26 protein-coding genes are annotated in these 21,467 nt (G+C 63.1%); 18 read left to right on the top strand and 8 right to left on the bottom strand.

The features are described from left to right. The first annotated feature begins 137 nt into the window (after positions 1–137). From AC5E6W_RS18390 to AC5E6W_RS18370, 5 genes are all read left to right on the top strand, one after another. On the top strand, positions 138–731 hold the full coding sequence (locus AC5E6W_RS18390; protein WP_491753787.1) for a thiamine phosphate synthase: 594 nt from the start codon (positions 138–140) through the stop codon (positions 729–731). Between the two features lie 88 nt (positions 732–819). Beyond that, positions 820–1,368, top strand: coding sequence for a YceD family protein (locus AC5E6W_RS18385; protein WP_491753786.1), 549 nt, complete (start codon positions 820–822; stop codon positions 1,366–1,368). A 118-nt stretch (positions 1,369–1,486) separates the two neighbouring features. Then, positions 1,487–1,672 (top strand): 50S ribosomal protein L32, encoded by a 186-nt coding sequence (gene rpmF, locus AC5E6W_RS18380; RefSeq protein WP_491753785.1) that lies wholly within the window; start codon positions 1,487–1,489, stop codon positions 1,670–1,672. A gap of 128 nt (positions 1,673–1,800) precedes the next feature. Beyond that, positions 1,801–2,814 (top strand): phosphate acyltransferase PlsX, encoded by a 1,014-nt coding sequence (plsX, locus tag AC5E6W_RS18375; RefSeq protein WP_491753784.1) that lies wholly within the window; start codon positions 1,801–1,803, stop codon positions 2,812–2,814. Between the two features lie 148 nt (positions 2,815–2,962). Further along, a complete protein-coding gene (locus AC5E6W_RS18370; RefSeq protein WP_491753783.1) occupies positions 2,963–3,259 on the top strand; it encodes a DUF5076 domain-containing protein in 297 nt (98 codons plus the stop codon). A gap of 81 nt (positions 3,260–3,340) precedes the next feature. Here the strand turns inward: AC5E6W_RS18370 and AC5E6W_RS18365 are convergent, their stop codons facing one another. After that, positions 3,341–3,613 (bottom strand): hypothetical protein, encoded by a 273-nt coding sequence (locus tag AC5E6W_RS18365; RefSeq protein ID WP_491753782.1) that lies wholly within the window; start codon positions 3,611–3,613, stop codon positions 3,341–3,343. Positions 3,614–3,858: 245 nt separating this feature from the next. On the opposite strand from AC5E6W_RS18365, the gene AC5E6W_RS18360 reads away from it, so the two are divergent. The 4 genes from AC5E6W_RS18360 to ahcY all read left to right on the top strand — a co-directional run bounded on the left by AC5E6W_RS18360 (position 3,859) and on the right by ahcY (position 7,370). After that, positions 3,859–4,782: a bifunctional 5,10-methylenetetrahydrofolate dehydrogenase/5,10-methenyltetrahydrofolate cyclohydrolase gene (locus tag AC5E6W_RS18360; protein WP_491753781.1), complete on the top strand. Its 924-nt coding sequence runs from the start codon at positions 3,859–3,861 to the stop codon at positions 4,780–4,782. A 15-nt stretch (positions 4,783–4,797) separates the two neighbouring features. After that, complete coding sequence (gene coaE, locus AC5E6W_RS18355; RefSeq protein ID WP_491753780.1) at positions 4,798–5,469, top strand: dephospho-CoA kinase; 672 nt, start codon at positions 4,798–4,800, stop codon at positions 5,467–5,469. Between the two features lie 96 nt (positions 5,470–5,565). Continuing rightward, positions 5,566–5,919 (top strand): four helix bundle protein, encoded by a 354-nt coding sequence (locus tag AC5E6W_RS18350; RefSeq protein WP_491753779.1) that lies wholly within the window; start codon positions 5,566–5,568, stop codon positions 5,917–5,919. Between the two features lie 26 nt (positions 5,920–5,945). Next, entirely contained in the window at positions 5,946–7,370 is a 1,425-nt protein-coding gene (gene ahcY / locus AC5E6W_RS18345; protein WP_491753778.1) for an adenosylhomocysteinase, read from the top strand. A gap of 144 nt (positions 7,371–7,514) precedes the next feature. Here the strand turns inward: ahcY and AC5E6W_RS18340 are convergent, their stop codons facing one another. Together AC5E6W_RS18340 and AC5E6W_RS18335 are read right to left on the bottom strand one after the other, a co-directional pair. Next, positions 7,515–8,276 (bottom strand): DUF4397 domain-containing protein, encoded by a 762-nt coding sequence (locus AC5E6W_RS18340; RefSeq protein ID WP_491753852.1) that lies wholly within the window; start codon positions 8,274–8,276, stop codon positions 7,515–7,517. Between the two features lie 367 nt (positions 8,277–8,643). Continuing rightward, the gene (locus tag AC5E6W_RS18335; RefSeq protein ID WP_491753777.1) at positions 8,644–9,090 is read right to left on the bottom strand and encodes a ComEA family DNA-binding protein; all 447 of its coding nucleotides are present in this window, start codon (positions 9,088–9,090) and stop codon (positions 8,644–8,646) included. A 182-nt stretch (positions 9,091–9,272) separates the two neighbouring features. Here AC5E6W_RS18335 and AC5E6W_RS18330 point away from each other — a divergent pair, with 182 nt between their 5' ends. Then, positions 9,273–9,995: an energy transducer TonB gene (locus tag AC5E6W_RS18330; protein WP_491753776.1), complete on the top strand. Its 723-nt coding sequence runs from the start codon at positions 9,273–9,275 to the stop codon at positions 9,993–9,995. A 12-nt stretch (positions 9,996–10,007) separates the two neighbouring features. On the opposite strand, the gene AC5E6W_RS18325 is transcribed toward AC5E6W_RS18330, so the two are convergent. Continuing rightward, the gene (locus tag AC5E6W_RS18325) at positions 10,008–10,745 is read right to left on the bottom strand and encodes an ABC transporter ATP-binding protein (protein ID WP_491753775.1); all 738 of its coding nucleotides are present in this window, start codon (positions 10,743–10,745) and stop codon (positions 10,008–10,010) included. Positions 10,746–10,847: 102 nt separating this feature from the next. On the opposite strand from AC5E6W_RS18325, the gene AC5E6W_RS18320 reads away from it, so the two are divergent. Next, the gene (locus AC5E6W_RS18320; protein ID WP_491753774.1) at positions 10,848–11,498 is read left to right on the top strand and encodes a TonB family protein; all 651 of its coding nucleotides are present in this window, start codon (positions 10,848–10,850) and stop codon (positions 11,496–11,498) included. A 57-nt stretch (positions 11,499–11,555) separates the two neighbouring features. Here AC5E6W_RS18320 and AC5E6W_RS18315 read toward each other — a convergent pair whose 3' ends face one another. Continuing rightward, positions 11,556–12,038, bottom strand: a complete 483-nt coding sequence (locus AC5E6W_RS18315; protein WP_491753773.1) for a PIN domain-containing protein — start codon at positions 12,036–12,038, stop codon at positions 11,556–11,558. Continuing rightward, the gene (locus AC5E6W_RS18310) at positions 12,029–12,307 is read right to left on the bottom strand and encodes a hypothetical protein (protein ID WP_491753772.1); all 279 of its coding nucleotides are present in this window, start codon (positions 12,305–12,307) and stop codon (positions 12,029–12,031) included. Before AC5E6W_RS18310 ends, AC5E6W_RS18315 begins: the two co-directional genes overlap by 10 nt. A 115-nt stretch (positions 12,308–12,422) precedes the next feature. On the opposite strand from AC5E6W_RS18310, the gene AC5E6W_RS18305 reads away from it, so the two are divergent. The 3 genes from AC5E6W_RS18305 to AC5E6W_RS18295 all read left to right on the top strand — a co-directional run bounded on the left by AC5E6W_RS18305 (position 12,423) and on the right by AC5E6W_RS18295 (position 15,014). Then, positions 12,423–13,748 (top strand): adenylosuccinate synthase, encoded by a 1,326-nt coding sequence (locus AC5E6W_RS18305; RefSeq protein WP_491753771.1) that lies wholly within the window; start codon positions 12,423–12,425, stop codon positions 13,746–13,748. 168 nt (positions 13,749–13,916) lie between these two features. After that, positions 13,917–14,204, top strand: a complete 288-nt coding sequence (locus AC5E6W_RS18300) for a putative quinol monooxygenase (protein ID WP_491753770.1) — start codon at positions 13,917–13,919, stop codon at positions 14,202–14,204. Positions 14,205–14,501: 297 nt separating this feature from the next. Next, on the top strand, positions 14,502–15,014 hold the full coding sequence (locus AC5E6W_RS18295) for a nuclear transport factor 2 family protein (RefSeq protein ID WP_491753769.1): 513 nt from the start codon (positions 14,502–14,504) through the stop codon (positions 15,012–15,014). Between the two features lie 64 nt (positions 15,015–15,078). Here the strand turns inward: AC5E6W_RS18295 and mutM are convergent, their stop codons facing one another. Continuing rightward, positions 15,079–15,894: a bifunctional DNA-formamidopyrimidine glycosylase/DNA-(apurinic or apyrimidinic site) lyase gene (gene mutM / locus AC5E6W_RS18290; RefSeq protein ID WP_491753851.1), complete on the bottom strand. Its 816-nt coding sequence runs from the start codon at positions 15,892–15,894 to the stop codon at positions 15,079–15,081. A 43-nt stretch (positions 15,895–15,937) separates the two neighbouring features. Between mutM and AC5E6W_RS18285 the strand changes: the two genes are divergently transcribed. Beyond that, the gene (locus tag AC5E6W_RS18285; RefSeq protein ID WP_491753768.1) at positions 15,938–16,468 is read left to right on the top strand and encodes a DinB family protein; all 531 of its coding nucleotides are present in this window, start codon (positions 15,938–15,940) and stop codon (positions 16,466–16,468) included. 18 nt (positions 16,469–16,486) lie between these two features. On the opposite strand, the gene AC5E6W_RS18280 is transcribed toward AC5E6W_RS18285, so the two are convergent. Continuing rightward, complete coding sequence (locus AC5E6W_RS18280; RefSeq protein WP_491753767.1) at positions 16,487–16,909, bottom strand: hypothetical protein; 423 nt, start codon at positions 16,907–16,909, stop codon at positions 16,487–16,489. 191 nt (positions 16,910–17,100) lie between these two features. Between AC5E6W_RS18280 and acpS the strand changes: the two genes are divergently transcribed. The 3 genes from acpS (at position 17,101) to AC5E6W_RS18265 (ending at position 21,163) form a co-directional block, all read left to right on the top strand. After that, the gene (gene acpS / locus AC5E6W_RS18275) at positions 17,101–17,478 is read left to right on the top strand and encodes a holo-ACP synthase (RefSeq protein WP_491753766.1); all 378 of its coding nucleotides are present in this window, start codon (positions 17,101–17,103) and stop codon (positions 17,476–17,478) included. Between the two features lie 241 nt (positions 17,479–17,719). Continuing rightward, positions 17,720–18,805, top strand: coding sequence for an MlaD family protein (locus AC5E6W_RS18270; protein WP_491753765.1), 1,086 nt, complete (start codon positions 17,720–17,722; stop codon positions 18,803–18,805). A gap of 258 nt (positions 18,806–19,063) precedes the next feature. Then, a complete protein-coding gene (locus AC5E6W_RS18265; protein ID WP_491753764.1) occupies positions 19,064–21,163 on the top strand; it encodes a M13 family metallopeptidase in 2,100 nt (699 codons plus the stop codon). Positions 21,164–21,467 lie beyond the last annotated feature (304 nt).

Below are 21,467 nucleotides of genomic sequence, written 5' to 3'. Positions count from 1 at the left end.
CCTTCACGAAGAAGGAGCGAGAAAGCCTGGCACTCAATCCTCATCATAGAACGTCACTGCTTCAGTACCATGAAGGACCGGGCATGAGCGTTCTCGACATCACAGCGGAATCAGGTTCTTTCGCGCTATCAGCTTGTATGCGCTGCGCCATCACGCCGGGCGATGGCGCCGCCCCGGCAGAGCTGGCTACGCGGGCCCGGCGCTGGGCCGTCGCCGGCATCGATCTCATCCAGCTTCGTGAGCCAACGCTCTCTGCAGGCGCACTTTATGATGCCGCGCGCGCCATGCTCGCCGCCATCGCCTCCCATCACGCCCCCACCAGGCTCCTCATCAACAGCCGCGCCGATGTCGCCGTCGCTGCCGAAGCCCACGGCGTTCACCTCACCTCACGCCCCGGCGAGCTCACCGCGGGACAGGTGCGCACGCTCTACGCTGCTGCAGGCCTGCCGAAGCCCATCGTCAGCATCTCCACGCACACACTCGAGGACGTCCGCCGCGCCCGCGACCAGCAAGTGGACCTCATCCTCTTCGGACCGGTCTTCGAGAAGCGCGTCCACGGTGAGCTGGTGCAAGAGGGAAGCGGTATAGATCTCCTGCGTGCGGCTTGCTCCGCTGCTGACGAGACTCCGGTCCTCGCCCTCGGAGGCGTGACAGCGGAAAATACGCCGGACTGTCTCGCCGCAGGCGCTGCCGGAATCGCCGCGATCCGCCTTTTTGCGTCGCTGAAGTAACGTTTGGCTCCGGGATCAGAGCCGGTCCCCCCGCTGCACCCTACGCCGCTTCCCACCGTCCAATACATGAGAAAATAGAGGCAGGGCCATGGTCATTCAACCGCAAGATCTCGTCGACGAACCGCTCGCGCTGGACGTCACCTTCGAACCAGGCGTCATCGACTACACGCCGGAGATCCGGCAGGTCGGCCCGCTCAAGCTCGACGGCCGCGCTGAGCTCATCGTCGAGCACCGCGGACCCAGGGAGTTCGTCGAGGACATCCGCCTCCGCGCTTCGGTCGCCGGCGACTTCGAGGCGCTCTGCGCCCGCTGCCTCGACCCCGTCGACCAGCGCGTTGAAGCCACCTTCGACCTCATCTTCCGCCCTGTCGGGGCCGATGCCGTCGCCGGCGAGCATTCTATTACCGAAGACGAGACGGAAATCGGTTATTATGAAACCAGCGGCCTGTTGCTGGAGGACGCCGTACGGGAACAGGTGCTCCTTGCCCTGCCCGGACGGATGCTCTGCCAGCAGGACTGCCAGGGACTGTGTCCGCAGTGCGGCGCGAACCGCAACCGCACCAACTGCGATTGCGTGCAGCCTGCAGTGGACAGCCGGTGGAAGGCGCTTGCCGATCTCGCCGCGCCCAAAGCCTGACTCCCTGAGCCATACCTGCTGCGAGCCCCAAAGGCCCGCCAGAATTTTCGATGTTTGAGCCCTGGGATGGATGTGGCCGGATTTCAAGGTCCCAGCCCATTGCTCGAGAGGACCTGAAATGCCTAATCCGAAACGGCGTCATTCCAAGCAGCGCACCGCCAAGCGCCGCAGCCACGACTTCCTCACCGTCACCGGCACCAGCCAGTGCCCCAACTGCGGCGAAAAGAAGCTCCCCCACCGCATCTGCAAGAAGTGCAAGGTCTACGGCAAGAGCACCTACGGCGTAGCCAAGGAAGCAGCTTAAGCTGCTGACCGCGCTGCCTTCCGGCGGCGCATCCCTTTGCATTCCAGGGCCCTCGCTAGTAACCACAGCCGGGCCCGTTCTGTCAGAGTCCCAACGCTCCAACCGATACGAGACTGCGCAGCGCATCCATGCCGATCGACATCGTCCTTGATGCCATGGGGTCGGACAAAGCGCCCGATCCTGAGATTCGTGGCGCTATTCTAGCCGCTCGGACGCTGGATGTCCGTGTCCACCTCGTTGGGCCGGAAGAGATCCTGCGTCCAAAATTGCGTGAGGCCCTCCGTGGCTATCGCCGCCAGGACCGTCCCGCCGTCTTCCTCGTTCAGGCCAGCGAATGGATCACCATGGAGGACAAGGCCGCCCAGGCCGTTCGCTCCAAGCGTGACTCCTCCATGCGCGTCGGCCTGAAGATGGTGCGCGAAGGCCGCGCGGCAGGCTTCGTCACCGCCGGTAACACCGGCGCCGCCATGGCCACAGCCAAGATGGTCCTCGGCTCGCTCGGGGGCGTCGATCGCCCTGCCTTGGCAACGGTCTTCCCGACATCCACCGGCTCGCCCACCCTCGTCCTCGACGTGGGCGCCAACTCCGACTGCGATCCCGAAAATCTCGTCCAGTTCGCCATCATGGGCGACCGCTTCGCGCGCGATGTCCTGCACATCTCCAATCCCCGCGTTGGCCTGCTCTCCATCGGCGAAGAGGACTCCAAGGGCAACGCCCTCACCAAGGACACGCTCCCGCTGCTGCGCGAAACCAAGCTGAACTTCATCGGCAACGTCGAAGGGCGCGATCTCTTCAACGGTCGCGTCGACGTCGTCGTGTGCGATGGCTTTGTCGGCAACGTAGCGCTGAAGACTGCTGAAGGCCTCGCCAAGCTCGTCAACACCAGCCTCCGCGAGAGCCTCAAGTCGACCGTTACCTCCACGGTGGGAGCCTTGCTTTCGCAGAAGGCCTTCGCGGCCTTCAAGAAGCGCCTCGACTACACCGAATACGGCGGCGCGCCGCTGCTGGGTCTGCGCGGCGCGGCCATCGTCGGCCACGGCAGCTCCAACGATCGTGCCATCATGAATGGAATCCGCGTCGCCGCCGAGTTTGCCAGTGCGAACGTCGGCGCCAGCATTGAAGCAGCTCTCGCCAATCGCTAAGGGAGTCGGCACAGTTCTGCTTTGAAAGGGCGGGGCTTCAGCCCCGCCACAAGCAATCCGGAGACACACAGGGCTTTAGCCCCTGAGGGACAAGGACGCCTTTCCCGACGCATGGCATTCTGAGAATTCGATAGCAAGGAGCCCATTGATGGACACGCAGAAGTTTCTCGATCCGCCCCCACCTGCCACACGCGACAAGGCTGCCTTTGAGCTCCTGCGCGTCTGGGTGGCCGAGCAGGGACAGCACGTCAGCCTGCGCTCCGGCGTATGGGAAGACCCCTTTGCGTGGGGCATTGTGCTTGCAGATCTCGCGCGCCATATCGTCAACGCGGAAGCCATCGCTCGCAAGGACGTCGATCGCGAAGCCTTCCTCGATCGCATCCTCGAAGGCTTCAACGCCGAGATCGAGTCGCCCACGGATGAGCCCGAAGGCGAGATCCAGTAGAGCGTTATAGGTGGGACGTCCTGCGTGGTACGCGCGAGACGGTCTTACGTAGAACGCACAACGTAGAACGTATCACGAGATCTACATCACTCTCGCAACGCGCTCCAGCTCGGCCTGCATGGTCTCCGGCGTAGCGTGGTGCAACTCCAGGCTGGTCGCAATCTTGCGAGCCTCCTGCGAACAAACTCCATAGCCTCGCCCCGAGAGAAAGTTCGATACGATCTCCGCTGCCTGAAATGAATCCACGCTGCTCTGTAGTAACTCAGTGCGCAGAGTCATCAGGTCGGAGTGCGTGAACTTCTCCACGTGAGAACGGTCGTCGCGTGCCTGGGAATCCTTCATGGTGTCTTTCACGGCCAACCTCCGGGAGTGCTTTGCTTCCGATTTGTGCTGCGGTGACACCAATTTCTGATCCCACAAACCGCCTTGTTCTGCAGCGCGGCGTCTCTGGTTAGAACACATCGCCTCCTAAGGGGTTGCAGCGAGATTCTAGGAAGTAACGGGCAACCCCGCAGCGTTGCAGTCCCAGCGAAAGCGCGTTTGCTGCGCCGTCGCGATATCCTTTCTCTATGACGTCTGTGGTGGAAACAGTGGCTTCGGTGAGTCCGCGTGTACTCGATGGTGTGGCGATTGCCTCGGTGATCAAGCAGGAGGTCGCGCGCGACGCGGCCATCGCGAAGGACAAGGGCTACACGCCCGGCCTCGCCGTAATCCTGGTCGGTGAGGTCGCCGCCTCGCAGATCTACGTACGCAGCAAGATCAAGGCTTGCAGTGAGCTCGGCCTCTACTCCGAGATGCACACGCCCCCCGCCAGCGTGACTACCGAAGAACTCCTCGACCTCGTCTCCCAGCTCAATCAGCGCGATGAGATCGACGGCATCCTCATCCAGCTTCCGCTGCCCGCGCACGTCGATACCTCGAAGCTGCTCGAAGCGGTAGACCCACGCAAGGACGTCGATGGCTTCCACCCCATCAACGCCGGGCGCCTGCTTAGCGGCGCTCCCATGAGCGAAGTCCTCGCGCCCTGCACGCCCGCGGGCATCATGGAGGTCCTCGAGCGCAGCGGCATTCCCGTTGCGGGACAGCGTGCCGTGGTCCTCGGTCGCTCCAACATCGTTGGCAAGCCCATCGCCTCGATGCTCATCAACGCCTCGGCGACCGTGACCGTCTGCCACTCGAAGACGAAGAACATCGCCGACTACACGCGCGAGGCCGACATCCTGGTCGCCGCCATCGGCCGCGCTGGCTTCGTCACCGCCGATATGGTGCGTCCCGGCGCCACCATCATCGATGTCGGCATCAATCGCATCACCGGCGAAGCCGAGTTCGAGAAGTTCTTCTCCGCAGACCAGGCGCGCCGCGAAGGCTTTATCAAGCGCGGCTCCACGATCATCGGTGACGTCGATCCCGCCGCCTTCGCGCTGAGCTCCGCGTACACCCCGGTCCCAGGCGGCGTCGGCGCACTCACCATCGCCATGCTCATGGCCAACACCGTAAAGGCTGCGGCCATGCGCCGCGCCTAGATTGCGACCGCTCCAATGCTACGTGTTGGACTGACCGGAGATCTCGGCAGCGGCAAGTCCACCGTGGCGCGAATGCTCGCGCAGCGCGGCGCGATCGTGCTCTCCTCCGACGAGATGGGCCGCGCCATGATGCAGCCCGGTCAGGCTGTCTACAACGAGATCGTCGCTCGCTTCGGGCTTTCGGTCGTGCAGGCGGATGGCTCGCTGGATCGCCGCGAACTCGCCCGCCTCGCCTTCGATCCCACAAGCCCCAGAGTCGAAGAACTCAACGCCATCGTGCATCCCGCCGTCATCGGCGAGCAGGCCCGTCTCATCGATGACCTGCGACGCACGCAGCCCCACGCCATCGTCGTCATCGAATCCGCACTGATCTTTTCTGCAAGAGACGGCGTCACACCCTGGCATGATCGCTTCGACGCCATCGTGCTCGTGACCGCACCCGAAGAGGTGAAGATCGCCCGCTTCGTCGACCGCTCCGCGGCTGGCCAGGCGCTGTCTCCCGAACAGCGCCGTGCCCTGGAAGCCGACGCTCGCGCCCGTCTCGGCAAGCAATCCATCACTCCCGAACAGGCCGCGGATTGCATCGTCCTCGAGAACAACGGCGACCTCACCTCTCTGACTGCGGAAGTCGATCGTCTCTGGGAAACGCTACAATCGCTCGCACAGAGGGGTTCTGCTGAGCCATGAGCCACGAGGATCTCAGCAATGAGGACCTCGTCGCTCGATAGCTCAAAGCTCGTGGCTGAACAGAAATCCCTAAATCGCTCGTACCGCGGAGAATCCTTGCGAGATTATCGATACCTCGACGCCTGGCATAAGTCCCACGCACTTACGCTGCAGGTCTATCGCATTACGGAGAGCTTCCCAAAGTCAGAGGCCTTCGGTCTGTCCGCCTCCATGCGCCGCTGGGCTACGAACATGACGATGAAGATCGCTGAAGGTTGTGGTCGCGATACCTCTGCTGAATACGCAACATGCCTCCGCCAGTCCCGTGGCCTTTCGGTAGAACTCGAGTACCAGCTCCTCCTCGCCCGCGATCTTGCCTTCCTGCCCGAAGGCTCTTACGATCCCATGCAAACGGACCTCGTAGAAGTTCGCAAGATGCTTACCGGCCTGATCCGCTCGCAGGCAGTTTGATATCCTCAAGGAGAATTGGAGACGCTATGACGACTGAGGTTTTGCAGCAGCTGGACTATAAGGTCGCGGACATCTCGCTCGCCGAGTGGGGCCGCAAGGAACTGACGATTGCCGAGGCGGAGATGCCCGGCCTGATGGCCATCCGCGCCAAGTATGCTCCGCTGCAGCCGCTCAAGGGCGTGCGCATCACGGGCTCGCTGCACATGACCATCCAGACCGGCGTGCTCATCGAGACCCTGACGGCTCTCGGCGCCACCGTCCGCTGGGCTTCGTGCAACATCTTCTCCACCCAGGATCACGCTGCCGCGGCCATTGCCGCTTCCGGCGTTCCGGTCTTCGCCTGGAAGGGCGAGAGCCTCGAGGAGTACTGGTGGTGCACCGATCAGGCGCTGCGTCACGAAGGCGGTCTTGGGCCCCAGCTCGTGGTGGACGACGGTGGCGACGTGACACTCCTCATCCACAAGGGCTATGAGCTCGAAAACGGCGAGCGCGAGTGGGTTGACGCCTATGCGAACTCCGCGGAAGAAGCCGTCATCAAGAAGCTTCTGCTCAGCATCCACGCCGAGAACCCCCAGCGCTGGCACACCGTCGTCAAGGACTGGCGCGGCGTCTCCGAGGAGACCACCACCGGCGTCCATCGCCTCTACAAGATGATGGAGCAGGGCAAGCTGCTCGTCCCCGCCATCAACGTCAACGACTCCGTCACCAAGTCGAAGTTCGATAACCTCTACGGTTGCCGCGAGTCCCTCGTCGACGGCATCAAGCGCGCCACCGACGTCATGATCGCCGGCAAGGTTGCCGTGGTCTGCGGCTATGGCGATGTCGGCAAGGGCTCGGCGAAGTCGCTGCGTGGCCTCGGCGCCCGCGTCATCGTGACGGAGATCGATCCCATCAACGCGCTGCAGGCCGCCATGGAAGGCTATGAGGTCACGACCATCGAGGAGACGCTCGGCACTGGCGACATCTACGTCACCACCACCGGCAACCTCGACATCATCACCCTCGAGCACATGCGTCAGATGAAGGATCAGGCCATCGTCTGCAACATCGGCCACTTCGATAACGAGATCCAGATGGCCGAGCTCGAGTCGTCGGATGCGGTTCGCCTCAACATCAAGCCGCAGGTCGATCAGTACACCTTCCCCGGTGGCCCGTCGATCTTCCTCCTCGCGGAGGGCCGCCTTGTGAACCTCGGTTGCGCCACTGGCCATCCGAGCTTCGTGATGTCCAACAGCTTCTCCAACCAGACGCTCGCGCAGCTCGACCTCTGGGCCAACAAGGATACCTACAAGGTCGGCGTCTACGTCCTGCCCAAGAAGCTCGACGAAGAGGTCGCCCGCCTGCACCTCGAGAAGATCGGCGTGAAGCTCACGACGCTCTCGAAGAAGCAGGCTGACTACCTCGGCGTGCCGGTCGAAGGACCGTACAAACCGGACCACTACCGCTACTAAGCGGGTAGAGGTCAGTGCGTAGAGAGTAGAGATCAGCAACGAGAAAGGCCGCCAATCGATTGGCGGCCTTTTCTTTTCTTCACTGCTCTCTACTCATTGATCACGACTCACTTTGTTGCGATGTTCTAACGGATTCGAAAGGATCTACGCGCTCGGCGAGTCGTAATCCACGGCCACATACGCCGCCACGCCTGGCGTGCTCGTGCCGTTGGGCGCGTCCATGATCACCACAGTCCGCACGGAACCGCCGTTGTAGCCCAGCTCCGGTCCGGTCAACAGCGTAGTCGTCGTCGAGGTCGGCACGGTACCTGTGGGTACCACGACAATGGCATACGTCCCCGATGGCAGGTTCACGTAGCCGGAGTTCGTGCCGAACGTCATCGCTGTGAAGTTCGAGATCAGCGACGTACCCGCCAGCTTGCCCGCCGACGAAACCAGGTACACATCCACGCCGCTCACCTTGGTCGCCTCGTCCAGAATGCGCACCGAGATGTTGCCGCTCGGCGCAGCCGTCGTCTGGTCGGTCAGGATCGTCTCCTGCAGCGTCGCCAGGCTTCCGCCCAGCACGACGGTGTACTGCTTGCCTGCGGCCATGCCCTGGCTTGCGGTAGCCAGCGGCGTTTTGCTGCCCGCGGTATCGGCCGTCACTGTATAGGCAGCCGGGTTCACCGGAACGTAAGAGGTCCCCTGATCGAAGCCCACGTTGTACGCAAGCGCCGCGGCATTGGCATAGAAATCGATACCCGGAGCGTTCTGCGAGGCCTGGATGAAGCGCACCTGCGCATAGTTGCCGAAGCCAACATCCACGACCTGGCAGCCCGAGAGTGTCAGCAGGACAGCCAGGCCCGCGCCAACGCGCACGAGCTGTTGCGGAGAAGCAAGTTGGCGAAACGTCAGGCGGCGCATAGAGGTCAAGGGCCCGGCTCGGTCTACTCGGTGCACTCGGACAAAGAAGACGGGCTGGCTCCAATGTAACCCTATCGCGCCCTGTGCAGCAGCAAAATGGCACAGCCGGGGGAGTGCCGAGGGGATCACCCCCTGCTGCCGCAGCCCAGCACCGCGGTGCGCTCGCTCCCGGCCCTTTAGCCCGAGAGAAAAATCAGCCCTGCAGGGAGCCTTCAGCGAAGGCATCAACCTGCAGGGCTAGCTCTTGTTTGCTGCTGTATTCACCCTACCCCCGCAAGCTGGTATCGAAAGGCCAGCGAACCCCCGAAACCCTGTATCTTTCGATGGAATTCGCATCACTGTGCGTTTTGTAAACATGACGGACGCTTCATCTCTGCTGCGCGCTCGTGGCCTTGGAGCTCGCGGCTGCCGCTCCGATAGCGGACGCCGTCGCGCGATGCGCCACGATCAGCCCACGGATCCGCGCATACTCCTCCGCCGGCAGGATGCCCCGCCGCACCAGCTGATTCTTCGCGTGGTACGGCCGACCCGCGATCACGCGCCGGGAATAGATCGCTCCCATACCGGGGAGGGAATTGAGCTGTTCCACCGTCGCGGTGTTCAGGTCCAACAGGTTGCCGCTAGGGGATGAGCTGCGCGCCGCTGCAGGCCGGGGCGTCTGCGGAGGAAGATAGTACCCCGGAGCCCGCATCACCTGCGCCCACACGGGTGCAGGGGAAGTGAGAACCGCCAGCATCATCGCAGCCCAGGCAAGCGCCGGGAGAGCGCTGCGAACTGGAAGTCCCGGAAGCGGCATGGCGTAAAGAAGCGGCATGGCGTAAAGCTCCATATGCGGTGTGCCGTGTCCGGGCCAGCATACTCCCCGTCACGTCGTAACGTCAGGCGCAGGGACGACAGGAACGGCAGGGCACGGTTTCAACCGTGCCAAGACAATGCGCTGGAAACAGGGTTTCAGCCCCTGAGGTACTCTGTAGGGCACGCAAACCCGGAGCTTCCATGCGCACCCTTCGCCCCTTCGCCGCATCCCTTCTGCTTGCACCGTTCTTGACTCCCTTTTCGTCGGCGCAGACGTCCACCGTCCCGTCCGGAACCCTCCACCCGCATCTGGCATCTGGCCCCATGCCCGGAATGCCTTTTACGAAGGCCAACCCGATCTATCCCGAAGAGGCGCGTGCCAGACACATCAGTGGAACGGTAAAACTCCGCGTCTCGGTCGGCATTGATGGAGGTGTCAAGGAGGTGAGGCCCCTCACTGGACCTCCCATCTTGATTCCCGCTTCTGAGGAGGCGGTCCGCCAATGGCGATATGTACCCTACCGGGTAGGCGGTGAACCGGTCGCGATGGATCTTACCGTCACGCTGAACTTCCGCGCGAACGGTGAGGAATTACCACCTGCACCTTCCCAGCCAGATCAACCGACCGTGCTGCATGTTCCCGGCTTCGTGATGGCGGCGCAACCTGTGCACCGAGTACAGCCCGTATTTCCAGGACATGGATATGTGTCCGGTTCCGTAGTGATGAGCGCGGTCATCACCCGGGACGGGACAGTCTCCGACCTGCACGTGATCAGCGGACCCCCAACGCTGCAGGGCCCTGTCATGGACGCCGTTCGGCGGTGGACCTACAAGCCGTATTTGCTCAACGGCGAGCCGGTCGAGATCGAGACCACCATCATGCTCAGGGTCGAAATCAACGGGCCATCAGTCGCGGCACGTTAGCCTAGCCACAAGCTAGACCAGCAACGACTCCGGCAGCTTGCCCATCCCCTGCTCGATCCGCAGCACCCGCCCATCGCGGATATGCAGGATGCGGTCCGCAATCTGCGCGGCCTCGGGGTTATGCGTAATCATCAGGACCGTCTGGTTCAGCTCGCGGCTGCTCTCCCGTAGCATGGACAGCACAGCATTCGAGTTCACCGTGTCGAGGTTGCCGGTCGGCTCGTCCGCCAGCACGATCGCCGGCCGCGTAATCAGCGCGCGGGCAATGGCCACACGCTGCTGCTCGCCGCCGGAAAGCTCATTGGGCCGATGGTCCAGCCTGCCGTCGATGTTCAGCATCTCTGAGAGCTGCCGCAGCAGCCCCTCGTCGAACGCCCTGCCGCTCTCTCCAATGTCATGCGCCAGCTCGATGTTGGCCCGCGCCGAGATCGTCGGCAGCAGATTGAAGCGCTGGAAGACGAACCCGATATGAGCCTTCCGCAGCTTCGTCCGCTCCGCATCCGACAGCCGCGAAAAATCCCGCCCCTGGATACTGAGCGTGCCCGATGTCGGCGACGTCAGTCCGCCCAGGATGTAGAACAGCGTCGACTTGCCCGACCCCGAAGGCCCGACGATCGACACAAACTCGCCCGCCTCCACATCGAAGGTCACATCGCGGAGGGCCGGGACTTCCAGCTTGCCCGAACGGTACGTCTTTCCAAGGTGCTGCGCAGAGATAATCGGCACGAGGCCTAGTGTATCGCGGGGCATGACCCACGCGACGAGGTTGACGCGCTCCTGATCCGGGTGCCCCCTATCTCGAAGAGAGGTGGGCTTCCAGCAACCCACATCGTTTACCCTGTACCCACTTCCATGGCCTCCGAACCCCTTCGCCTGCTCATGCCGGGCCTCGCCCTGGCTCTTGTCCTCACCGCCACTCCGGCCCCAGCCCAGACGCAGGTTCCCGACGCTCCGCTGCCGTCCGCGCCCTCGGCTCCCGCCGCGGCAGCTCCAGCATCCGCAAAACCCAGCTTCGCGCTGCCCTCGCCCACCTACCAGCCGCCCCCGCCGGACGAGCCCGCCACGCCTGCACCCAAACCGAAGGACCCCGAGGTCTGTGGCGCGCCTCCGCGCGGCGTGTACACCGAACAAAACCGTCACTTCCCAGATAGCCTGCGCGGCCAGGTCTCTGCCTACTTCCAGGATGTCTCTACCCGCATCAACGGCCAGTGGGCCCACACCATGTCCGTGGGCCAGCGCAACGCCTGGGCCCACGGTAAGAGCCTCCGCGTACGCTTCGCCATACGGCCGGACGGTAGCCTGATCTACCCGGAGGTCACAGCCACCTCCGGCCACACCAACGACGATGAGCATGCGCTCGCCGCCATCAGCTCCTTCCACGCCTTTCCGCCGCTCCCCGCCGGCATCGACCACCCCGTGGTTTTCTGCATCACTTTCGCCTACAACATGGGCACCTTTGAGCCCGCGCTTCCTGAGTCCATCTACAAGAACGCGCAAAAGTAGCCGTAGAGCATCGTCTCTCGGCATACGCATGTCCCACGCTATCCGCTTCGTGGGTCATCAACTGATCAGGTGTCGGAGGTGGTTGAAGTTCACGGCCAGTCCTCCTAGCGCCAGAATCCTGTTGCTCAGTTGCCAGTCGGTAGTCAGGATAGTGGCACGGTCACTGAGGGAGATGAGACCCGAGTCCGTTAGTCTCAGACTGTTGAAGTGATCGGGCACGATCAATTCCGAGGCCTCGACGAAGATCTCATCCACGTTGCGGACGAAGTCTTTGTACGCGTCCATCAGCTCTGCTCTACGGTTCATCGGCGCCTGATCGACATGGTTACTTGCCTCCGCCAAAACGTGGGGCGTCGAAAGGAATCCGTGGAACTTCCGGACGAATGCGGTGAGCTCCTCACCATCTTCCGCCGTGAAGTTGGCAACGCGCTTGAATTCGAAAATGATGCCCGGATCTGCCTGCCAGGTTAGCCAGAGCAGCAACACTGAGGTATCAAGGAGCAACAGCCTTCTTTGTGGCTGGCCGGAGCTCACGCCCATGCGGTGACAAAGGCGTTTCTAGCGCCAAAGAGACTGCCGCTGGCGGAATCCAGCTTGATGGTCTTGTACTCACGCGGAGTGATGGCGGGCTTGCCATCTAAACCGAGCATCATATCGGGTGACAGGGAGTACGAGAAGGTCACTAGCCAGAATTTCGAGTCCTCCGATAGCTCGACGCCCTCTAGTTGGAGACTCGCACCGGCGGCAGACTCGAAGACCTCAGGGAGGTACGTCTGAGCCTTCCTGACGGCCTCTTTTACGTTTAGCATCGCTCAGCCCTCCTTTCCCAAACAGTATAATGACTCATGGGCGTGGCCCTCCCCTCGCGGAGTGGACGCACGCACTTCCCCCCTTTGCACCACCCGTTCCGGAGACAACCATCCCGTGAGTCATTCCGCGCAGCAAAGCAGCCGCCCGTCCGCCGTCATCCTAGGAGCCCAGTGGGGCGATGAGGGCAAGGGCAAGATCGTCGACGTCCTCAGCGAAAAGTTCGACATCGTCGCCCGCTACGCTGGCGGCCACAACGCCGGCCACACGGTCATCATTCATGGCCGCAAGTTCGTGCTGCAGCTCATCCCCTGCGGCGTGCTCCGCCCCGGCTGCACCGGCGTCATCGGCAACGGCGTCGTGCTGGACCCCATGGCCTTCCTCGGCGAGGTCAAGAAGCTCAAGGACGCCGGCCTCCCGGTCGACGGCCAGCTCTTCATCAGCTCCCGCGCCCAGGTCATCCTGCCCTACCACCGCATGATCGAGCTGGCCGCCGAGACCGCTCCCGGCCGCACTCCCATCGGCACCACCCGCCGAGGCATCGGCCCAGCGTATGAGGACAAGATCCACCGCAACGGCCTCCGCGTCGCCGACCTGCTCAACTCCTCGCTGCTGCGCACCCACATCAACAACGCCTGCCACGAGAAGAACACGATTGCCCATGCGTTGTTTGGCACTGAACCTTTAGACCCGCGCTCCATGTACGAGGAGTATGCCCGCGCCGCCGAGCTCATCGCTCCCTTCGTTACCGACACCGCGTACCTGCTCAACAACGCCCTCAACGAAGGCAAGAACGTCATGTTCGAGGGCGCCCAGGGCGCTCTGCTGGACATCGACCACGGAACGTATCCCTTCGTTACCAGCTCCAACTGCACCGCCGGCGGCGCGGTCACCGGCACCGGCGTCGGTCCCACCCGCATCGGCACCGTCATCGGCGTCACCAAGGCCTATGTCACCCGCGTTGGCGAAGGCCCGTTCCCGACGGAGATCAAGGACGAGAGTGGCGAGCTTCTCCGCGCTCGCGGGCAGGAGTACGGCGCCGTCACCGGACGTCCCCGCCGCTGCGGCTGGCTGGACATCCCGCTGCTGCGCTACTCCAACATGATCAACTCCACCGAGTGGCTTGTCGTCACCAAGATGGACGTCATGGACGAGTGCCCGGAGATCCCCGTCTGCGTCGGCTACAAGATCGACGGCAAGCTCACCGAAGAGGTTCCGGCCGATATGGTCGGCTTCCGCAAGATCGAGCCCGTCTACACCACCATGCCCGGCTGGTTGGAATCCACCGAAGGCATCACGGACTACGACAAGCTCCCGCAGAAGGCCAAGCAGTACCTCGCCTTCATCGAGAAGGAGTCCGGAGCCAAGATCGGTATGATCTCCACCGGCCCCGACCGCGTCCAGACCATCAACCTGCCAGGCTTCGCCGAACTGCTCGGCTAAAGCAAAGATTCGAAAGATGAGATACGAGATACGAGATGCGAGATGCGGCCCCCGCCGTGTCTCGCATCTTCGTTTTGGGAACGCGCCGACTGCCTGTCACCGTAGATTCACACTCCGGAGTCAGGCATTCCTCGCCTCTGGTATCTCGCCTCTCGTATCTTGAAACCTATGACTTCCTTCACCGTCCGCATGAAGTTCCGCCAGGAGGATCTGGCGGAGATCGCCGAAGTGCTGCGCCAGCTCACCGCCGCCTCGCGGCTGGAACCCGGCTGCGCCACCTACGTCCCGCACTTCGTCGAGTCCGAGCCGGACACCGTCGTGATCTACGAGCAGTACAACGACGAGGCCGCGGTGGAAGCCCATCGCCAGACGCCGCACTTCGCAAAATACGCCGTCGGCGGTCTTTACCAGAAGATGCTGGAGCGCCACGTCGAGACCCTGCACGCGGTTGCCTAGAGAGGTACCGCGTCGCGTGCGTACAGTCCCAAATCTGAACCGTCTATGGAGTAGACGGTGAAGCGCATCACAGCCGCGCCCGCAGTCTCCGCGCACGATCATGTGCGTTGGAAGGAATCGGGAGTCTCTCGCCAGTTGAGGACGTAGGTTCCGATTCCTGCATCACACTAGGCAGCGTCGCATATTGTTATCGAAATATGTTTTGACGCTGCTTCGAAGATCGGTCTAGTATCCAGTACGCATTTGGCCCGCCGCGACTCGCTCAAACCGACCCGGCGGACAGATCGCGAGCCGCGCATGCATCGCTTGTCTTTACTCCGCCGGGTCTCCGCTCTCCTTCTGGCCACACTCCTGGCCGCGCAACCTCTCGTCGCCCAGAAACATGCCAAGCGCCTGGCGCGCGAAGAGGTCTCGTCCCTTGACGGCCAGTGGCGCTCCGCCATCCTCGCCGATGACGCCGCCGCGATGGATCGCCTGCTCTCCGACGACTACCTCGGCATCACCGGCAGCGGCCAGGCTGTCACCAAGCTGCAGCAGCTGGATCGAATGCGCAACCGCTCCATAGCGCTCACCCGGCTGGAGCTCTCGGACGTCAAGGTGAAGCTGCTCGGCGCGGTCGCCATCGTTACCTCCATCGCCGACATCGACGGCACCATGGACATGAAGCCCATGCATGGCAGCTTTCGGTCCACACGCGTCTACCAGAAGCTTGCCAGCGGGTCTTGGAAGCTCACCAACTTCGAAGCCACCCGAGTCCGCAAGCAAAACAGCCAGGCTGAAATCCAGCCCGCCTCCGCCCAGGTGCGGTAGAAGCCATCAGCTTTTAGCTCTTGGCTTCTAGCTATAAGCTAACGGCTAATAGCTTTGCTCCACCTCACTTCTGGCAGCTGGGGCAGTACACCGTAGTCCGCCCACCCACCACGATCTTCTTCAGCCCCGCACCACAGTCCAGGCAAGCCTCTCCGGCGCGCCCATACACCTTGTGCTGCAGCTGGAAGAATCCCCGCACGCCATCCGCATCCACATAGTCCGACACCGACGATCCGCCCAGCTGGATCGCATGGGCCAGCACCTGCTGCAGCGCCGTATGCAGCCGCGCCAGCTCCGCGCGGGTCAGCTTACCTGCCGGACGCGTCGGCCGAATCCCAGCCCGGAACAGGCTCTCGTCCGCATAGATATTCCCCACGCCGTGCAGGATCGACTGGTTCAGCAGCGCTGCCTTGATGGCGAGCTTGCGCCCCTTGAAGAGCGTCGCGAACTCCTCCGCGCTGACCGTCGTCGGCTCCACGCCCGGGCCTGTATAGCCCTCTGCATCGGTCACCACCGAGAGCCGCCCGAAACGCCGCGCGTCGACAAACCGAACCTCGCGCCCATCTGCAAGCGAAAGCACGGCATGCGTGTGCGGCGGCAAAGCGACATCCGCTGACGACACCAGCAGCCGCCCCGTCATCCCAAGGTGCACGAGGAACAGACCCGCAGGCTTCCTGCGCCGCGTCAGGTCCATCACGATCGACTTGCCCACCCGCCGGATGTGCGCCAGCGTCGCGCCGGTCAGCGTCTCCACAATCTCACTCTCGGGAGACTTGAACGTCTGCGGCTTGCCGCTGGTCCACACCCGCACCACGCGCTGGCCCGCCACGCGCGCATGTACACCATTGGCTACGGTCTCGACTTCGGGAAGCTCAGGCACGTCCTCCAGCATAGCGACATGCGCGCCCGATAGAATAGCCGCCATGTCCGCAATCCAGCCCGACAACGCCATCGCCGACGCCTTCCTCGCCTACTCCGCCCGCCGCCTGCGCGAGCTCCAGACGGTCATCGCGAAGTGCTGCGACCGGCTCTCCAACGAGCAGATGCTCGCCCGCGCCGGGGAGTTCGACAACTCCGTCGCGAATCTTCTGCTGCATCTCTCCGGAAACATGCGCCAGTGGGTCATGCACGGCATCGCCGGCCATCCTGATGTCCGCACCCGCGATGCCGAGTTCTCGCTCGTCCCCACCGAGACGCCCGCGGAAGCTCGCGCGATCTTCGACGCCACCATCGCCGAGGCCGCCACGATCCTCGAAGCCGTCGATCCGGCCCGCCTGCTCATCGTCATCGACCCACAGCCCAACGGGACCTGGCGCAACCCCACCATCCTGCAGGCCATCTACAAGGTCGTCGGCCACGTCGATCACCACGCCGGGCAGATCGTGATGGCGACCAAGCGCCTCACGGCCTCGGACCTGGATCTTTCGATGCCCAGGGCGAAATCGCCCCGCTGAAGTTGGGGGAGAGGGAAGCTACGCAGCCGCCGACCGCGACGCCACCACCGGAAGGCTCAGGTCGTCTTCATCCAGGAAGCTGACCTCCATCCGGATGCCGATCAGCCGATGACCACCGCCTGCCGACGTGTTCTGGCGCAGCGTGCACAGCCCGGTTAGGTCGCGATGGCCAGCCCGCGTGAACTCGAGCCCCGAGGACACGATCGCGCAGTACAACTCCATCACGGAGCGAAGCTGCACCTCGAACCAGAACTCTACGCGTCCGCTGGGCAGAACCTGGCGATCCAGGATCCAGCCGCCGGTGGTGTTCACTGCGTCGAGCAGCGCGGGAAGCACCGCGCGGCGTTCCTCGTAGCTGAAGCAGCGGACCTCAATCGTGAGGGTGCCGGACGTCGCAGCGACGGGTCGCTCGTGTGGCTCGGGTTGGATCCTCGGAGTCATGGGCCCAACTATCGGCTCTGCGGGCGAAGCCGCCAAAGCTGTCTCAGGAACGCTGTCGCGCGGCATTAATGATCACCCTTTGGCGTCATATTGTCCCAGTTTGCTACACCTCCATCCCAACCCCTTGAACAACCTGCACTTGGAGATCGCGCCAAACATCGCGCCGTGTCGCAGGACTGTACACTGGCCCCATGATTGTCGGCGTGGGGACAGATTTGATCGAAATTTCCCGCATTGAACGCAGCGTGGAACGCTACGGCGAGTCGTTCCTCCACCGCGTTTATACCCCTGGGGAAATTGCCTACTGCCAGGCCAAGAGGCTCTCCGCCGAAAGCTTCGCGGCCCGGTTTGCCGCCAAGGAGGCTGGAGCCAAGGCGCTCGGCACGGGCATCAGCCGTGGCGTCAGCTGGCGGGAGTTCGAGGTCCGGCGTCGTCCTGGCCAGCGCCCCGAGCTCCACCTGAACGGCCGCGCCGCGGAGATCGCCGCCTATCTGGGCATCCGGAGGCTCTCCCTCTCCATCACCCACTCCCGCGAGCTCTCCATGGCCTTCGTCGTCGCCGAAGACTAAGCCGTACAACCAGAGCCGCACAACCCCCGCATCTCGTTGCACTGCCTCCGCATCCAACTGGGACAGTTTGCAGGTTCGATCGCTTGAGGTCCCGGCGGTGCCGCGCTGGTACGATGGTTTCCAGCCCGGCTCAAGCCACGTCCCCCCTGTTTCGAACCTTGCTCGATGGAGCTGCAAGGCTCGAGGGGAACTGCTGGCGCACCAACGGACCGCCGCCAACCTCGACGCGAAAGGGAGGGCTATGCCCAGTCAGCAGGAAGTCAAGTGGTCCCAGCTTAAGGTCGGAGTCATCGTGATCGTCTCCACGACGCTGCTCTGCATCCTGCTGTTCCTCATGACCAGCGCCGCCGGCTTCAGCCTCTGGAGCCACAAGATGTTCGCCTATCTCTACCTGTCGAACTCCGGCGGCCTCAAGGTCGGCGCTCCCGTAGGCCTTGAGGGAGTCTCCATCGGCGAGGTCAAGAAGGTCCAGATCATCACCGACCCGGCGCGCAAGCAGACCCCCGTCAAGGTCACCATCGAGTTCAATCCCAAGTTCCGGCCCGACCTGCACACTGACTCCGTCGCTTCGCTCACCACTGTCGGCGTCCTCGGCGATACCGTCCTCGACATCGACAGCAAGAGCGCCACCGGGCCCGAGATCGCCGATGGCGCGGAGCTCCACACCACCGATGGCGGCGGCATCGCCTCGCTCATGTCCGCCGGCCAGGCCACCATCCAGAACCTCAATCAGACGCTGGCCAAGCTCGACGCGGTCGTCACGGACATCCAGCAGGGCAAAGGCACCGTCGGCAAGCTCATCACCGATCCCGCGCTCTACAACGAGACCCAGAGCACCATCCACCAGCTCAATGTCCTCACCACGAACATCAACGGCGGCAAGGGCGCCGTCGGCAAGCTGCTCACCGACCCCGAAGCCTACAACCGCCTCAACGATGCCACGCTGCGCCTCGACAACATCACCAGGAAGATCGACTCCGGCCAGGGAAGCATCGGCAAGCTCATCAACGACAACGAGGCCTACGACAATCTCAACTCCACGCTGAAGCACGCGAACTCGCTGCTCGCGGAAGCCGACGCCGGCCGCGGCAGCCTCGGCCTGCTCACCAAGGACCCCAACTTCGCCAGGAAGCTGGATGACACCATCACCCAGCTCGATACGCTGATGACCGGCGTGAATCAAGGCAAGGGCACCCTGGGCAAGATCGCCACGGATGACTCGGTGTACAAGAACGTGAACAACCTCCTCACCTCGAGCACCAACCTCGTCGAAACCATCCGCAAAGACCCCAAGAAATACCTCACGATCCACCTGAAGATCTTCTAGGCTACGGCGCCTTCAAGCCGCAAGCCACATCGCTCCGGAGACCGCGTTTTGTCTGCGCGAGGAGAAGGTGCGCCCAATCCCCCTCATACCTCGCAGCTCATAGCTCGACAGATCATCTTCCAAGCCCACGGACGGCCGCTCTGCATCCCGCCGTCCAAATCTGTGGGCTGCGCACGATGGGCTTCCGTCTCCCCGTTGGCGCGCCGTCCGCCGCCGCGCGTATGCTGAGCGCAGATCCCCAAAGCCTCAAGGAGCTTCATGCGCGCCTCTTTCTCGCTCGCTCTATTGGCCGTCGTCGCGCCCCTGTGCAGGGCACAGTCGCTGATGGCACAGTCGCTCGTGGCGCAGTCGTTCAGCGCTCCCGCTGACAACTCAGGACCGACCGCGGTCCCGGTCAAGCCCCTCAGCTTCGATGTCTCCGCCATCGACAAGACCGCGGATCCCTGCACCGACTTCTATCAGTACGCCTGCGGCAACTGGGTCAAGAACCATCCCATCCCCGCCGACCGCACCACCTGGGGCCGCTTCAACGAGCTTGCCGACTACAACAACTATCTCCTCTACGCCGACCTCAAGAAGGCCGCCGACGCTCCCAAGACGCCGCTGCAGAAGAAGTATGGCGACTACTTTGCCGCCTGCATGAACACCGCAGCGATCGATGCCAAAGGCCTTGAGCCCGTCAAGGGGGAGCTCGACGCCGTCGCCGCGTTGAAGTCCAACAAGGATCTCGCCGCGCTGAACCTGAAGATGATCGAACGCTTCGGCGGCGGCGCAGGCTTCTATCGCGTGGGCGTCACCGTCGACCAGAAGGACGCTTCGAAGCAGATCCTCGCCACCAATCAAGGCGGCATCTCGCTGCCTGATCGCGACTACTACCTCAGCACCGAACCCCGCATGGTCAAGATCCGCGAGCAGTACGTCGCGCACATGACCAAGATGTTTGGCCTCGCAGGCGATTCGCAGGATCAGGCCGCCGCGGAAGCCGCATCCGTCCTCCGCATCGAGACCGCCCTCGCGCAGGGCTCGATGAGCCGCGTTGAGATGCGCGATCCCGCCAAGCGCTACCACATCGTCACCATCTCGGAGCTCCAGTCCATGAGCCCCGACTATGACTGGAAGACCTATCTCGCCGGCCTCGGCATGGGCACCGTCGCCACCATCGATGTCTCCTCGCCCAGCTACGTGAAGACCGTTAATGACGTGCTCGTGAAGGAACCCGTCGATGCCGTGAAGAGCTATCTCCGCTGGCATACAGTGCACGCCGCCGCGCCGTGGCTCTCGCAGCCCTTCGTCGATGCCAACTTCGAGTTCTTCGCGCAGACCCTCAACGGCCAGAAGGAACAGCTGCCCCGCTGGAAGCGTTGCACCACGCTGGTCGATGCCTCCATGGGCGAGGCCGTCGGCCAGGATTGGGTCAAGCAGAACTTCCCACCCTCCGCCAAGGACAACATGGAGAAGCTCGTCAAGGCGCTCGAGGTCTCGCTGGGCAAGGACATCCAGCAGCTCGACTGGATGAGCCCCGCCACCAAGGCCGAAGCCGAGAAGAAGCTCGACGCCATCCGCCACAAGATCGGCTATCCCGCTACCTGGCGCGACTACTCGAAGCTCGAGGTCAGGCGCGACGACCTTCTCGGCAACGTGGACCGCACCGGTACCTTCGAGTACCGCCGCAACCTCTCCAAGTACGGCAAGCCCGTCGACGAGACCGAGTGGGGCATGACGCCGCCCACCGTCAACGCCTACTACAGCCCTTCGTTCAATGACATCAACTTCCCCGCCGGCATCCTGCAGCCGCCGTTCTATGACAACTCCGCCGATGCTGCCGTCAACTTCGGTGGCATCGGTGTCGTCATCGGCCATGAGATGACCCACGGCTTCGACGACCAGGGCTCCAAGTACGATCTCCTCGGCAACGTCCGCCAGTGGTGGACCGACGAAGACCTCTCCAAGTTCAAGGACCGCACCGAGTGCGTGGCCAGCGAATACAGCGGCTTCAACGTCGCTCCGGGGCAGAATCTCGATGGTCACCTCACCCTCGGCGAGAACACTGCCGACAATGGCGGCATTCGCATCGCCTTCCAGGCGCTGCAGAGCGTGCTCGCCAGCCAGGGGGCGAAGGCTGCCGAAAAGGTCGACGGCTACACGGCCGATCAGCGCTTTTTCCTCTCGTTTGGCCAGATCTGGTGCGAAAACCGGACCGAGCAGATCGAGCGCGTCCGCGCCAAAACCGACCCCCACAGCTCCGGAAAGTGGCGTGTCGACGGCACGGTCCAGAACTTCGACCAGTTCGGCAAGGCTTTTGGCTGCAAGGTAGGCCAGCCGATGATGCCCGTATCGGGGGGCTGCCGCGTCTGGTAGCCTGTCTCTTGTGATCCCACAGAGCCAATTCCCTGTAGGTGTAGAGCGATGCGCAGGGCCTCATGTCCGTTTTTCTTCAAAAAAAACGGTACTGAACTCCTCTTTCCGTATCGTGCGAACAGGGAATTTGCTCCAGAGCCCCACGGGGGTCGCGGCTCCGGCTGCGGCGTGCGTGGGGCTTTGCTAACGCTAGGGGCCCCGTCTCTGCACAAACTGCTCCCGCTGCCCAAACGATCTGCAGCGCCATGCGTCCAAATTGGCAGAAACAGGTTCTAGCTTCTACAATCAGGGGAAGGTTTGTATC

It is taken from the genome of Bryocella sp., from assembly GCF_058498515.1.
This window is presented reverse-complemented; position numbering and strand designations above follow the sequence as displayed.